This is a genomic window from Streptomyces physcomitrii (assembly GCF_012273655.1).
GTDB classification, from domain to species: domain Bacteria; phylum Actinomycetota; class Actinomycetes; order Streptomycetales; family Streptomycetaceae; genus Streptomyces; species Streptomyces physcomitrii.
This window is the reverse complement of sequence record NZ_JAAWWP010000005.1, coordinates 325,050-337,668: the sequence shown is the minus strand read 5'-3', so window position 1 is coordinate 337,668 and position 12,619 is coordinate 325,050. Positions and strand designations below refer to the sequence as shown.

Annotated in this window: 10 protein-coding genes; 2 read left to right on the top strand and 8 right to left on the bottom strand. The window is 68.9% G+C overall.

The window, feature by feature from the left end; all coding sequences use genetic code 11:
- Positions 1-3: 3 nt before the first annotated feature.
- From HFV08_RS11195 to HFV08_RS11170, 6 genes are all read right to left on the bottom strand, one after another.
- Positions 4-870 (bottom strand): phosphate ABC transporter substrate-binding protein, encoded by an 867-nt coding sequence (locus HFV08_RS11195; RefSeq protein ID WP_040250572.1) that lies wholly within the window; start codon positions 868-870, stop codon positions 4-6.
- 450 nt (positions 871-1,320) lie between these two features.
- Entirely contained in the window at positions 1,321-1,674 is a 354-nt protein-coding gene (locus HFV08_RS11190; protein WP_168538354.1) for a hypothetical protein, read from the bottom strand.
- Positions 1,671-3,206, bottom strand: coding sequence for a 2,3-bisphosphoglycerate-independent phosphoglycerate mutase (gpmI, locus tag HFV08_RS11185; protein WP_168538352.1), 1,536 nt, complete (start codon positions 3,204-3,206; stop codon positions 1,671-1,673). Before gpmI ends, HFV08_RS11190 begins: the two co-directional genes overlap by 4 nt.
- Entirely contained in the window at positions 3,203-4,525 is a 1,323-nt protein-coding gene (gene aroA / locus HFV08_RS11180; RefSeq protein WP_168538350.1) for a 3-phosphoshikimate 1-carboxyvinyltransferase, read from the bottom strand. The genes gpmI and aroA overlap by 4 nt, the downstream gene beginning before the upstream one ends.
- Before the next feature lie 34 nt (positions 4,526-4,559).
- Positions 4,560-7,082 (bottom strand): molybdopterin-containing oxidoreductase family protein, encoded by a 2,523-nt coding sequence (locus tag HFV08_RS11175; RefSeq protein WP_168538348.1) that lies wholly within the window; start codon positions 7,080-7,082, stop codon positions 4,560-4,562.
- 104 nt (positions 7,083-7,186) lie between these two features.
- A complete protein-coding gene (locus tag HFV08_RS11170) occupies positions 7,187-7,903 on the bottom strand; it encodes a glutamine amidotransferase-related protein (RefSeq protein ID WP_168538343.1) in 717 nt (238 codons plus the stop codon).
- Positions 7,904-8,659: 756 nt separating this feature from the next.
- Here HFV08_RS11170 and HFV08_RS11165 point away from each other — a divergent pair.
- Positions 8,660-10,225, top strand: coding sequence for an MFS transporter (locus HFV08_RS11165; protein ID WP_040250555.1), 1,566 nt, complete (start codon positions 8,660-8,662; stop codon positions 10,223-10,225).
- Between the two features lie 110 nt (positions 10,226-10,335).
- On the top strand, positions 10,336-10,737 hold the full coding sequence (locus tag HFV08_RS11160) for an ArsR/SmtB family transcription factor (protein ID WP_040250551.1): 402 nt from the start codon (positions 10,336-10,338) through the stop codon (positions 10,735-10,737).
- 80 nt (positions 10,738-10,817) lie between these two features.
- Here HFV08_RS11160 and aepY read toward each other — a convergent pair whose 3' ends face one another.
- Together aepY and HFV08_RS11150 are read right to left on the bottom strand one after the other, a co-directional pair.
- Positions 10,818-11,918 (bottom strand): phosphonopyruvate decarboxylase, encoded by a 1,101-nt coding sequence (aepY, locus tag HFV08_RS11155; protein ID WP_040250548.1) that lies wholly within the window; start codon positions 11,916-11,918, stop codon positions 10,818-10,820.
- Positions 11,915-12,601: a DedA family protein gene (locus HFV08_RS11150; protein ID WP_040250545.1), complete on the bottom strand. Its 687-nt coding sequence runs from the start codon at positions 12,599-12,601 to the stop codon at positions 11,915-11,917. The genes aepY and HFV08_RS11150 overlap by 4 nt, the downstream gene beginning before the upstream one ends.
- Positions 12,602-12,619 lie beyond the last annotated feature (18 nt).

Here is a 12,619-nt window from a genome sequence, read left to right as displayed (position 1 = left end):
CGGCTACTTCCCGATTTCCTTGAGGGTCAGGTAGCCGTGCTTGGTCATCAGGGCCTGGCCCTTGGCGGTCAGCGTGTAGTCGATGAACTTCTTGGACGCACCGTCCGGCTCGCCGTCGGTGATGAAGAACAGCGGCCGTGCCATGGGGTACTTGCCGGAGGCGATGTTCTTCGGAGACGGCTCGATGCCGTCCAGGTTCACCGCGGCCAGACCCTTGCGCCCCTCGACGAAGCTGGTGGAGAGCGGCGCCACGGCACCGGGCGTGGACTCCAGCTTGTTGCGGGTCTCCAGATTGCCGCCCACGACGGCGAAGTTGCCCGACTTCGGCGGCGCCGGAGCCTTCCCGTCCCCGTAGAGGTACTTGTCGAGGACCTCCCGCGTCCCGCGTCCCGGCTCCTTGTCGTAGACGAAGACCTTGAGGTTCGGGCCGCCGACCTCGGACCAGTTGGTGATCTTCCCCTCGAACAGGCCGCGTACCTGCTCGGCGGTGAGGTTCTTGACGCCGGCGTCGGCCACTCGCTTGGTGACGATGACCCCGACGGCGTCGGCGCCGATCTGCGTGGAGTGGAACTTGGTTCCGGGGCTTGCGGCCTTGTCCTCCTTGCCCAGGGGCTTCGAGCTCATGGCGATGTTGATCTGCCCGGAGGCGAGCTGGGAGATGCCGCCGGCCGAACCGCCCTGGGTGGCCACGGTGATGTCGAGGCCCTTTGCCTTGAGGTCCTGGGCCGCGTCGGCGGCCACCGGCGCCACGGTGGTCGATCCGCTGACCTGCAGCGCATCGCTTCCCCCGCCGTCGGCGCAGCCTGCCAGGGTAAGGGCCGCAAGAGCCGTGGCGGCGAGGCAAGCGCGGCGGTGATTCTTGGTGAACACTGCTGAGGACCTTCCTTCGGATGTGACCGTGGTCTGTGTGATGAGGTGGAACGAGACGTCCTGCGACGCCCCTTGGCCGGTCACCGGTGTGACGGTCGGGCGAGTCCTGGACGGGGGAGGGGGACATCCCGGTCGGTCCTGCCGACGCTGGGCGTTCCGGTATCCGGAGCGAAGGGAGGGCCGTGGCCGACTGTCCGCGTGGGCGGCTTGTTCCTCAGCGGCGTACAACGGGCGAAGAGCGCGCCGGCTCCCGGGGGCGCTCCGGCTCGTACGTAACTCATGTCGAATCCTTCGGGGTTGGCGGTGCCCTGAAAGAGAAGGCGAGGCAGCGGACCCTCGGGGGCTGCCTCACGCAGGCTGCGGTGGATCTTGCGAGGCGCCGACGACGTCTCCTGTCGTCGGCACCGACGCGGGTGGTCGGGCGCGGGCGCCCGGACCGACGGCCGTCTCCTAGGAGGCCGCCGTCAGCCAGACCGTGCCGGAGACCGGCAGATGGACGTACATCCCGTCGGCGGCGTGACTGGTGTGCATGGACCCGCTGAGGAAGTGCCACGTGCAGTCGGCGAGTTCGGGCAGCAGGGCATCGAGGTTGATCCGGGCTTCGGCCGAGGTCGGGTTGTGCAGACCCAGCACCGCCCGGGAGCGGTCGGGCGCTTCGTGCAGCACTCCTTCGACGCCACCGGAGTCCAGCCTGCGTACGAGGGTGTCCTCTGCGAGGGCGGCGGCGATGTGAGGCTTTTCCAGGCAGTCGGACGGGACGGGAGTTCGATGCCACGGGGTATCGGTGGTGGCAGGTGGACTCACAGCAGAGGCCTTCCTGTCATGGCGGATCCGGGTTTGTGTCCCAGCAGGCGCAGGAGGGTCGGGGCGACATCGGCCAACGTGGCCGACTCCGGCAGCACGGGTTCCGAGGTGCCGTTCGTGAGGGGGACGACGACCAGCGGGACCCGGTTGGTGGTGTGTCCGCCGTAGGGCCGCACGGTGCCGTCCGGTGCCTGCTTGGTCATCTGTTCGGCGTTGCCGTGGTCGCCGACGGCGAGGACCCAGCGGTGGCTGTCCCGGGCCGCCTGGAGGATCTGGCCGACCGCGGTGTCGGTCGCCTCGCAGGCGAGGACGGTGGCGGCCAGGTCCCCGGTGTGTCCGACCACGTCGATGTTGGCCAGGTTGGCGACGACCAGGTCGACGTCCTTGCGATGGGCGGCCTCGACGACGGCGGTGGTGACGCGGTCCAGGTTCATCTGCGGACGCGCCACGTAGTCGGCCTTGCCGTCTGCCGTGATCCGCACGTGCTCCTCGCCGTCGCGCACTGTGGCGTCACGGCCGTTGACGTAGTAGGTGACGTGCTCGAACTTCTCGGTCTCGGCGATGCGGACGCTGCGCAGCCCGGCCGCGGTGAGTTCGTCGGCCAGGCCGCCGGAGGCGTCCGCCCGCTTCACCAGAGCGGGGATGGCGGCGCGCGTGTCGTACTGCGCCAGGCTGAGCATCTCCACCGAGCGGCCGGTGTGCGCCAGATGCTCACCGAGACGGTCGGCGAACTGCTGGATGCGGTCGCTGCGGAAGTTGAAGAAGAGCACCGCGTCTCCGTCGGCGACCGAAGCCCCTTCGGCGGTCGTGAGCACGGTGGCGGGGACCCACTCGTCGCCGCGGTCGGTGGCGGCGACCGCCGCGTGGACGCTGTCGGCGGGAGTGCCCCGCCCGTCGGCGACCAAGGTGACCGCGTGCTCGGTCAGGTCGAGGTCGCCCGCCTTGTCCATCGCGTAACCCCGGCCGATGACGGTGGCGATCTGTCCGGCCCCGGCTTCAGCGGCGATCTCGGTCACCCGCGCCAAGTACGACTCGCCGGTGTGGTCGGCGACATCCCGTCCGTCGGTGATCGCGTGGATGAACACGCGCCCCACCTGGTGTGCGTGGGCGGCGGCCAGCAGTTCGCCGAGGTGCTCGACGTGGGCGTGGATCTGCCCGTCCGAGCACAGTCCGATCAGGTGCAGTGCGCGCTCGGCGGTGGCGGTCTTCTCCAAGAGGGCACCCAGCTGCGGGTCCGTTCGCAGAGCACCTGTGTCGATGGCCTGTTGGACCAGAAGGCTGTCGTACGGCAGGGGCCGTCCGGCTCCGATGACCATGTGGCCGATCTCGGAGTTTCCGACGGTCCCGGGGAGCAGACCGACGGCACCGCCGGAGGCTTCGGCCAGGGTGCTCGGGAAGCGCGCCACCAGGTCGTCGAGGACCGGGGTGTGCGCCAGCGCCAGGGCGTTGTCCTCGGCTGCCGGGGCGGCGCCCCATCCGTCGAGGACGAGCAGGACGCCCCGCCCGGCGAGCACCGGTTCGGGCGCGCTCACTTCGTGCTCTCCAGGGTGGGGTGCAGGGTGTCGAGGGTCTCCCAGAAGGTGGGGAAGGACTTGGCGACGCAGCCGGGGTCCTTGATGACGACGCCCTCGGTGCGCAGGCCGCCGATGGCGAAGGTCATGGCGATGCGGTGGTCGTCGTAGGTGTCGATGACCGCGCCGTGCGGGGTGCCGCCGGTGATGTACATGGCGTCGGCGTGCTCCTCGACGTCGATGCCCATCTTGCGGAGTTCCGTGGTGACGGCGGCGATGCGGTCGCACTCCTTGACGCGCAGGGAGGCGATGTTGGTGATGCGGGTGGTGCCCTCGGCGTAGGCGGCGGCGATCGCCAGGGAGGGCACCACATCGGGCATGGCCTCCATGTCGATGTCGATGCCGCGCAGAGGCCCGCCGGTCAGCGTGATCGAGTCATCGGTGACCTCGGAACGACAGCCCATCCGTTCCAGTGCCTCGACGAGATGGACGTCCCCCTGGTGGGAGCCCTGGCCGATTCCCGGGATGACGACCCGGGACCGCAGGAGGGCGGCCGCGGCCAGGAAGTAGGACATGCCGGAGGCGTCCGGCTCGACGGTCACCTGTCCACCGCGGGCCTTCTGCCCGGCCGGGACGGTGAAGCGCCGGTAGCCGTCCCGGTCCACGTCCACGCCCATCTCCTTCAGCGCGGCGAGGGTCATCTCCACGTACGGCTTGGAGACCAGGTCGTCGCTGATGGTGATCTCGGTGTCGGTCCGGGCGCGCAGCGCGTTGATGATCAGGCTGGAGGTGAACTGGCTGGACACCGCGCCGCTGATGGAGGTGGTTCCGCCCTGGAAGGAGCCGCCGACGACGCGGACGGGCGGGCTGCCGTTGCCGCGTACGGCGGTGGCGTCGACGCCGAGCGGGGGCAGCGCCTCGAGCAGGTCTCCCATGGGGCGTTCCTGCATGCGGGAGTTGCCGGTGATGACCGTCGTGCCCTCGGCGTGCCCGGCCATGGAGATCAGGAAGCGCAGCGGTGTGCCCGCGCCGCCCACGAAGATCTCCTCGGCCGGAGCGCGCATCGCCTCGCCCGTGGGCGTGACGAGAATGCGGGCGGCGGCGTGGTCTATCTCGCAGGTGACGTGGCCGAACGCCTCGACGGCGCGAGCGAGGTAGACGGTGTCATCGGACAGCAGAGCATTGTCGATCGCCGTTTCCTGCCCGGACAGGGAAGCGATGGCCAGGTACCGGTTGGTGTAGCTCTTGGACCCCAGGACACGGACCGTCTCGTCGAAACCGGTCAGGGTGCGGACGGTGAGGGACTCGGCTTTGAGGCGCGGATCAGGAGTGGCGGGCATGCAGTACCTCCGAGAGGGGTCGGGCGTGTGGTGGTCAGGCTTTGACGACGCGGCAGGCGAAGCACTTGAAGGCCTGCTGGCCGGAGAGGTTGTCGTAGAAGCCGTCGTCGGGGAGGGTGTTGGCCGCCGCGTAGCGGGGGTCGTCGAAGACGTCGCCCACCTTCTGTGCGGGACCGAAGGTGTTGGGCACGAAGACGGTGTCCGTCCTGATCCCCTCCCACAGCAGGGCCGTGCCGGTCACCGATCCGCGGGGGCTCTCGACACGTACGTCGTCGCCGTCGGAGACGCCCGCGCGGCGGGCGGTGTCGGGGTGGATCTGGATGAAGCGGATGCCGTTGAGCTGCTTGCCCGTCCGGGTCCAGTGGGTGATCTCCGCGAAGTGGACGACGCTGGGCCGGCCGGTCATGCCCATCAGTGGGAAGTCGCGGTGCACCGAGTCGCTTCCGGGTACACCCAGTCGGACCGGATGGGTGACCGCCTGCGGGTTGAGGGGGTTGGTGACGAACTTGCGGCTGTAGGCCAGGGTCGGGTTCCTGCCGGTGACCTCGGGGTGGGTGTAGAAGACCGGCAGAGCGCTGTGACCGGTGACTGCCAGCTTCTTCTCCAGAGCGGGGGTGGTGATCTCCACCTTGCCGCTGGGCGTGAGGAAGCGTTTGCCGCGATGGGCCGGGTCCAGGGATTCGGCGGCCTCGTACCAGCGGGGGTGGTCCAGGTAGAGGGTGCTCACCCCGGGGTGGTCTTCGGTGGGGCACGGCCAGCGCAGCGGCTCCGTGCGCCGGCGCATCCTGTCCCGCGTCATCCCCGCCGCTCCGGGGGTGTGGGCGATGAAGTCGCTCCACAACTGCCGGTAGTCCATCCACCGCTTCGGGAACGCCGCACGCCACTCGGCGGCGGGACGGCGGGTGTCCAGTTCCGCCAAGGCGTGCGCGAGACCCACCCAGATCTCCCAGTCGGGCCGGGACTCGCCCACGCGGTCGACGACTTGGTCCTGCCAGCGGATGGCCCGGTCGTCGCGGCGCATGTAGACGCCTTCCATCTCCAGTCCGCTGCAGACCGGCAGGATGATGTCGGCGTAGTACGCGGGCTCCTCCATGAACAGCCCGGTGTAGACGAAGAAGTCGAGCTGCTCGAACGCCTTCTTGACCCTGGTCGTGTTGGCGGAGGACACCAGCGGGTTGCCCTGGGTCATCACGGCGCGCAACCGGTAGGGGCTGCCCGTGAGAATGGACTCGGCGAAGTAGTCCGGGCCGACCGGCAGGGCCTGGTGCCGGTCGGGTACCGGGGCCGCGAGCGGCGGCAGACGCAGGTCGCCGGGCCAGGTGTTGTGCATGAAGTTGCAGCCACCGCCCGGTCGCCCGATGTTGCCGGTGATCGCGGCCAGGAACGTTGTCACCCGGTAGGTGTCGAAGGCGCCGAGCTGGTGGGAGATCCCGGCGTTGCAGAAGATGGCCGCCGGTTTCGCCGTCGCGTATTCCACGGCCATCTCGGTGATGACGGCCGCCTCGACACCGGTGACCTTCGCTGCCCACTCGGGGGTGTACCGGTGCTCGGCGAGGTGCGCGCGCAGTTCGTCGAAGCCGACCACCCACCGCTCGACGAACGTCTTGTCGTACAGCTCCTCCGCCACGATGTGATGGAGCATGGCCAGCAGCAGCGCGAAGTCGGTGTGCGGCTTCGGCGCCACCCACCGGTCGGCCGCGGCTCCGGTCGGGGTCAGGCGGGGGTCGACGACGGTCAGGGTGGCCTTGGTCTTCTTCCGGCCGCGCAGCAGGTAGTCGAAGGTCACCGGGTGGGTCTCGGCCTGGTTGGTGCCCAGGAACAGGTAGTGGCGGGCTGAACCGAGGTCGTCCTCGCCGGTTGCGCCGTCGACCCCGTAGCCGTTGGTGAAGTTGCCCAGGCCGAAGGTCGTTGCCAGGGCGTTGCCGCCCGCGTCGTTGCAGACCGGGCCGACGTCGGTGTTGTTGGGGCTGCCCAGCATCGCGAACAGGCGCGCCACGAGGGATCCGGTGCCGCGGGGCATCCGGCCCGTGGTGCGGTTGGCGATGGTGTGCGCCTGGCCTGCGTCGCGCAGGGCCAGGAACTTCCTCGCGATGACACGAAGGGCTTCCTCCCAGCTCACGGCCTCGAACTGGGAGTGCGGTGATCCCTTCGCACCGGAGATGCGGCGCAGTGGGCGGGTCAGGCGTTCTGGGTTGTAGACGAGCTGGGGCATCAGCTCGGCCTTGACGCACACCTGCCCGTGCTGGACGGGGTCGCGCTCCTCGCCGCGCACGGCAAGGACCCGGCCCGCTTTGAGGTCGACGTTGAGTCGGCAGTTGGAGTTGCAGAACTGGCAGGCCGTGGCGACGGTCCTGTCCGGAGTCAGGGCAGCTGACTGCTCGGTGAAATCCGTGCCCGGCCGGCAGGCGCCTGAGGAGTGCCCCTCCGCTTCGGCCGATGCCTCGGTGGCGTGTGCCGAAACCACCGGAAGCAGGGCAGGGGTTCCGAGGCCCACGCCGCTGAGGACGCTGCCGCGGACGAAGCCGCGCCGGGACAGGTCGGGCTGGTCGTGCTTCATGAAGACTGGGGATCCTTCCGCCCGGTGCGGGACGAGGCGGGCATGGCGGTGCCCTGGCCGTGCGGACGTGCCGCACGGCCTTGTCGAAGCAGTCGGCTGTGTGGTCAGACAGTGGGCGCCGGCAGCGCACCCGCCTTGGTCCGTACGGCGGTCAGGAAAGCCTTGAGGATCTTGTGCTCGGCTCCTGGTGCGGAGGACAGCTCAGGCTGGAAGAGGGTGCCGAGGAAGAATGGATGCCCCGCGATCTCCAGTGCGCGCGGGGCTTCGTCGCTGTCCCAGGCGCTCAGCTGCAGGGAGCCCTGATGGGCGGCGTCCATGAACGTGTCGGTCAGCCCGTAGTCGCAGTGGAAGATCTCCTCGACCTGGGTCGTTCCGTAGATCTCGGCGAGGCGGGAGCCTTCCTTGACCGTCAGCGGAGCCTTCTCGCCGCGGAAGGAGCACTTCAGCGGGGTGACGAGGGGCATCAGCTTCTCGGGGTCCTCGTCGACCCCGATCGCGTCCGGCAACTCCAGCACGTTCTGCGCGTGTTCGATCAGAGCGCTGAAGAAGCCGCCGCAGGTGCCCAGGAACGGCAGCTGGTTCTCCCGTGCGTGCCGTACGGCGAGGTGCACGCCCTTCTGGTTGAAATAGGGAGCCCCGGGTACCACCCAGACTCCGTCGAAGCCGTCCAGGACGGAGGGCTCGTGGATGTCCGTGGTCGGGATCCACTCAGTGGCCAGGTCCCACTGCTCACGCATCGCGTCGATCTTCGGGTGGGACGGCTCGTCGTGGTTGCCCCGGTCGCCCACCAGAGCAAGGCGTGGCTGAGCAGAGACTGACATCGATCTCCCCTTCAAATGCGTCAAAAGGAGCGGAACTGCCGTCGCCGGAGACGGTTCGCGCCTTGCGGGCGCAGCAGAAGGCGCGCCGAACGCCCTGCCGCGCGAATGCGGTGGTGTCTGAGGTGATGTCAGGACCGTGCCGCCACGCACGGAGTTCCGTGACAGAAGAAGGAGTTGCCGGGCTACCGCCGTGCCGACGGTGATATGGGTGTGAATCGTTGCCTACTGGATGTACGCATGCGTCCCAGCCCCCGGGTCCCCCTTGCAGAAGCCCTCTGCGGGCTCCCCCGTACTGCTTCTCGCTCAATTTATCGATGACGGTCAAAGTATTCGAGGGTCTCGCGTTCGATACCGAAGCAATCCCGCCATCTTCAGCGCTGATGGGTCGATCGGTGTCAAAGAGCGTAAGAGTGTGCCCAGTCGCAGGTCATCCCGGTTGAGCTGCTGCGGAGTGATGCGGCGTCAGGTATCGCGGGGCTTCCGGGTTGCCGTGCGGCGGCAGGGAGTCCGTTTCGCGTCTGACGTGCACGGCAGTGCCGGGCGGCGGGAGTTGGGGTCGCGCTGGGGGAGCAGACGAGCCATCTGGCTTGAACTAGCGCCAAAAGGCGGCCGTTATCAACAGTGTCGGCTGTTGATAACGGCTTCTGCTGTTTAGTTTTCCCTGGCCGGTGGTCGGCTGCCTCGCCCAACCCCCGCGGGCATGGCCGACCCCGGCCGCCCTACGGGGCGCCTACCTTTGCGCTTGAGGAGAAGTAAGTGAACCGCTCCGCCGGCCATCCGCGACGATGGCAGATCCTGAACATCCTGTGCCTGAGCTTGGTACTGATCGGCCTCGACACCCTCATCCTCAACCTGGCTCTGCCCAGCATCCAGAAGGACCTGGACGCCACCAGCAGCCAACTGCAGTGGATGGTCGACTCCTACGCCCTGGCCTTCGGCGGACTGCTGCTCATGGCCGGCGGCCTGTCCGACCGGTTCGGCCGCAAACGGCTTCTGTCGGTGGGGCTGGCGGCCTTCGCCCTGACCAGTCTGGGTGCCGCTTTCGCGTCCAACGCCGAGACGCTGATCACCTTCCGCGCCCTGATGGGCGTCTCCGCGGCGCTGATGATGCCCGCCACCCTCGCCATCATCAAGGACGTGTTCCCGCGCGAGGAGCAGGGCAAAGCGATCGGCATCTGGTCGGGTGCGGCCGCCGTCGGTGTCCCGCTCGGTCCCCTCGTCAGCGGCCTGCTGCTGGAGCACTTCTGGTGGGGCTCGATGTTCCTGATCAACGTGCCCCTGGCGGCCATCGCCCTGATCGGCGGAGCCAAGCTGATCCCCGAGTCCAAGGCCGAGGACCACCCCGGTCTCGACCTTGTCGGCGCGCTACTGTCGGTGGCCGGACTGGTCGCCATCGTCTACGGCCTCGTCGAGGCCCCGCACAACGGCTGGGGCGACGTCGTCACCGTGGGTTCCCTCCTCCTCGGTGTCGCTCTCATGGTCGCCTTCGTCGTGTGGGAGGGCCGCACCGCCCATCCGATGCTCGACGTCGGCTTGTTCCTCAACGCCCGCTACGGCGGAGGCGCCTTGGCCATCGCCTGCACCTCCTTCGGCCTCTACAGCGGCCTGTATCTGCTCACCCAGTACCTGCAGTCGGTTCTCGAACTGGACCCGCTGGGCGCGGGCCTGCGCATGCTCGCGATCGGCACGATGATGGTGGGCGCGCCGCTGTCGGCGAAGTTGGTGGAACGCACGGGGCTGAAGGCCACGGTGGTCCTCGGGCTGGCGCTGTGCGCCGCGGGACTGGGCGTCCTGGCCGGGCTCGGCGTCGACGACGAGGTGCAGGCGCTGATCGGGCTGGCCGTGTTCGGTCTGGGCATGGGCATCGCCCTGCCCGCCGCCGTGGACGCCATCCTCGTCGTTTCCGCGGCCCGTCAGGCGGGCGCCGGTTCTGCCGTGGCGGATGTGGGCATGCAGGTCGGCGGCGCGCTCGGTATCGCCATCAGCGGCAGTGTGATCACCACGCTCTACCGCGACGACCTGCCTTCGGCCGCACAGCTCCCCGGAGAGGCCGGGGAGGCGGTGAACGAGTCGCTGACGGGTGCGTCCGCGGTCGCCCAGAAGCTCGACGGCGCTGCCGGCCAGCGTCTGCTGGATGCCGCGCAGCACTCGTTCGTCGGTGGCTTCGCTGCCACCCTGCTGATCGCTGTCGGTGTCGCTGCCGCCGGTGCGCTGGCCGCCGCGTTCATCCTGCCGCGGGCTCGTGTCGCCGAGGACGAGGCCCCAGCGCAGCCCGAGGCCGCCGCACCCGGCGGCAGCGCCGATGTCACCGCCGCCTCCTGAAGACCCGGGAGGCAGCAGTGCGTAGGATCGAGTCCACAGCCCGACCCGGTCTCCCACTCAGGGAGGGGCTCGGGCCACACGGCCGACCCGCGGGTGACAGGGAGGTGGCGATGGCCCGGCCATCGAAGCTCAGGGTGGCGGTCAGTGATCCTGCCCAGTGGCTCAGCGAGCGCGAGCGGGCGCAGATGCTGGCACCCAAACTGCGGGCCCTGGCGGACGAAACCCGGCTGACGCTGATCCTGCTGATCGCCCAACGTCCCCGTACGGTCAAGGAATTGCAGGAGGCCACCGGTCTCAGTCAGACACTGGTCAGCCACCACCTCGCTCCCCTGCGGGAGCAGGACCTGGTCGAGGCGGTCCCCAAGGGACGCAGCAACCAGTACGTGATGTGCTGCCAGACCCTGGCTGAGCCGCTGCGTATGTTCGCCAGCCTGGCCGCCCTGGACCCTGAGACGGTCGCTGCCTGCCTTCAGGCAGAGGCCGACCGGCCCACCACGCCGCAGGGCGCCTGAGGCCGCCGACCGTCACGAACCGGGGGCCGGTGTGCCGCGCGTCCGCGCGGCACACCGGCCCTTCGGCAACAGCCTTACTACTACTGCAAGTTGCTCTGGAAACGGTCCCGGATGTCCAGCGTGGTGAGCGCGTTGGTCGCACGCGGCGGGATCGTCCCCGTGCGCGGCAGCGTCTTGACGCAGATCATGTGCGGGCCGGAAGCGGCCTGGGCCCCCAGCATCGCGGCCCGCAGGGCGTCTTCACCGTCGCAGTCGACCGCGCTGGCATAGCCGGCGGCCTTCGCCATCTCGGGGAAGGACGTGGTCGCCGAGGTGGTCGCCTGCCCTCCCGTCGACTCGTGCACCCGGTTGTCGAGCACCACGTGAATCAGGTTGGCGGGCTCCTCGTTTCCGATCATCGACAGCGCGCCCAGGTGCATCAGCAGAGCGCCGTCCCCGTCCAGGACCACCACGGTCCTCTCCGGATGCGTCAGCGCGACGCCGAGACCGAGGGAGGAGGCATGGCCCATGGAGCCCTGCATGTAGAAGTTGCCGGGTGAATCCGCCACGGCGAAGGTGTCACGGCCGGTGAACCCGGTCGTGGCCACGACCGCCGCCTGTGGTGCGGCAGCTGTGACGATCCGGATGGCCTCGGCGGCCGGGAGCCCGGTGGTGTGCGGTTCGTTGGCCGCGGTGGCCTTGCCGATGGCGCCGCGCTCCACGAGCACGAACGGCGCCCGCTGTGCGGCCAGATCCTTCTCCGCCGCCGCCAGAAGGGTGGAGAACTCCTTCACCCCGTCCTCGGCGTACAAGGTGTGATGAGGGGTGTCGACACTGTCGAGGAGCCCCGGAGTCGCCGGTCCCATCACCGCGTGCTGGGGCTCGTCCGTGGCCGGGTCGGGCCAGCCGCGGAGGCTGGCGAAGGTCAGGATCGGCAACTGGTAGGTCATCACCAGTGAGGTGAGCGGGTTGATGAGGTTGCCCAGACCGGAGTTCTGCAGCATCACATAGGCGCGCCGACCGCCCAGGGCGGCACCGGCTGCCACTGCCAGGGCGCTGCCTTCGTTGGGGGCGGGCACATAACGGCCGGACCGGGTGCTGAGATGAGCGATCGGTCCGCCGAAGTGGGAGCAGGGGACACCGCTGGCCATGGTGAAGCCGCGATCGGCCAGCAGGTCGCAGAATTCTTGTGCGGAGATCATGGACGGGGAAGCTCCGTTTCGACGGTTGCGGAAGGTGTGGCGGGGGTCTGGCGGCTCGCGGCACGCGCCCGGCGCCGCATCCGGATGCCCTCGACGATGATCGGGATGCCGGACACGAGGACGATGAGGATGACGATGGCTTCGATGTTGTCCCGGACGAAGGCGATCTGCCCCAGGTAGTAGCCGACCAGGGTCAGGCTGACCGACCAGAGCACCGCACCGATCACGTTGAACAGGAAGAAGGTGCGGTACGTCATGCGCGCCACGCCCGCTGTGATGGGGATGAAGGTGCGGAAGACAGGGATGAAGCGGGCCATCACCAGCGCCTTGGGGCCGTGCTTCTGCATGAACTGCTCGGCCCGTTCGGCGTTCTCCTGCTTGAAGAAGCGGGAGTTGGGGCGCCGGAAGAGTGCGCCGCCCACTTTGCGGCCGAAGGCATAGCCGAACTGATCCCCCAGAACAGCCGCCACCGCTATGGCGAGCATGACCAGCCACAAGGGCTGATGAAGGATCTGGTCGTTGGAGACGAGCAGCCCGGACGTGAAGAGCAGCGAGTCACCGGGCAGGAAGAAGCAGACGATCAGGCCGGATTCGGCGAAGACGGTGGCCATGATGCCCAGCAGGCCGAAGGTGGATATCAGGGCTTCGGCGTCCAGCAAGGGCGATGAGGCGAGATTCTGCACGGGTACCCCCCGGGGACA

Bases quoted from the DNA above. Each gene is read 5' to 3' on its own strand.
- HFV08_RS11160 (WP_040250551.1), top strand. From the start codon at position 10,336: ATGGCCCGGCCATCGAAGCTCAGGGTGGCGGTCAGTGATCCTGCCCAG.
- aroA (WP_168538350.1), bottom strand. From the start codon at position 4,525: ATGCCCGCCACTCCTGATCCGCGCCTCAAAGCCGAGTCCCTCACCGTC.
- HFV08_RS11170 (WP_168538343.1), bottom strand. From the start codon at position 7,903: ATGTCAGTCTCTGCTCAGCCACGCCTTGCTCTGGTGGGCGACCGGGGC.
- aepY (WP_040250548.1), bottom strand. From the start codon at position 11,918: ATGATCTCCGCACAAGAATTCTGCGACCTGCTGGCCGATCGCGGCTTC.
- HFV08_RS11175 (WP_168538348.1), bottom strand. From the start codon at position 7,082: ATGAAGCACGACCAGCCCGACCTGTCCCGGCGCGGCTTCGTCCGCGGC.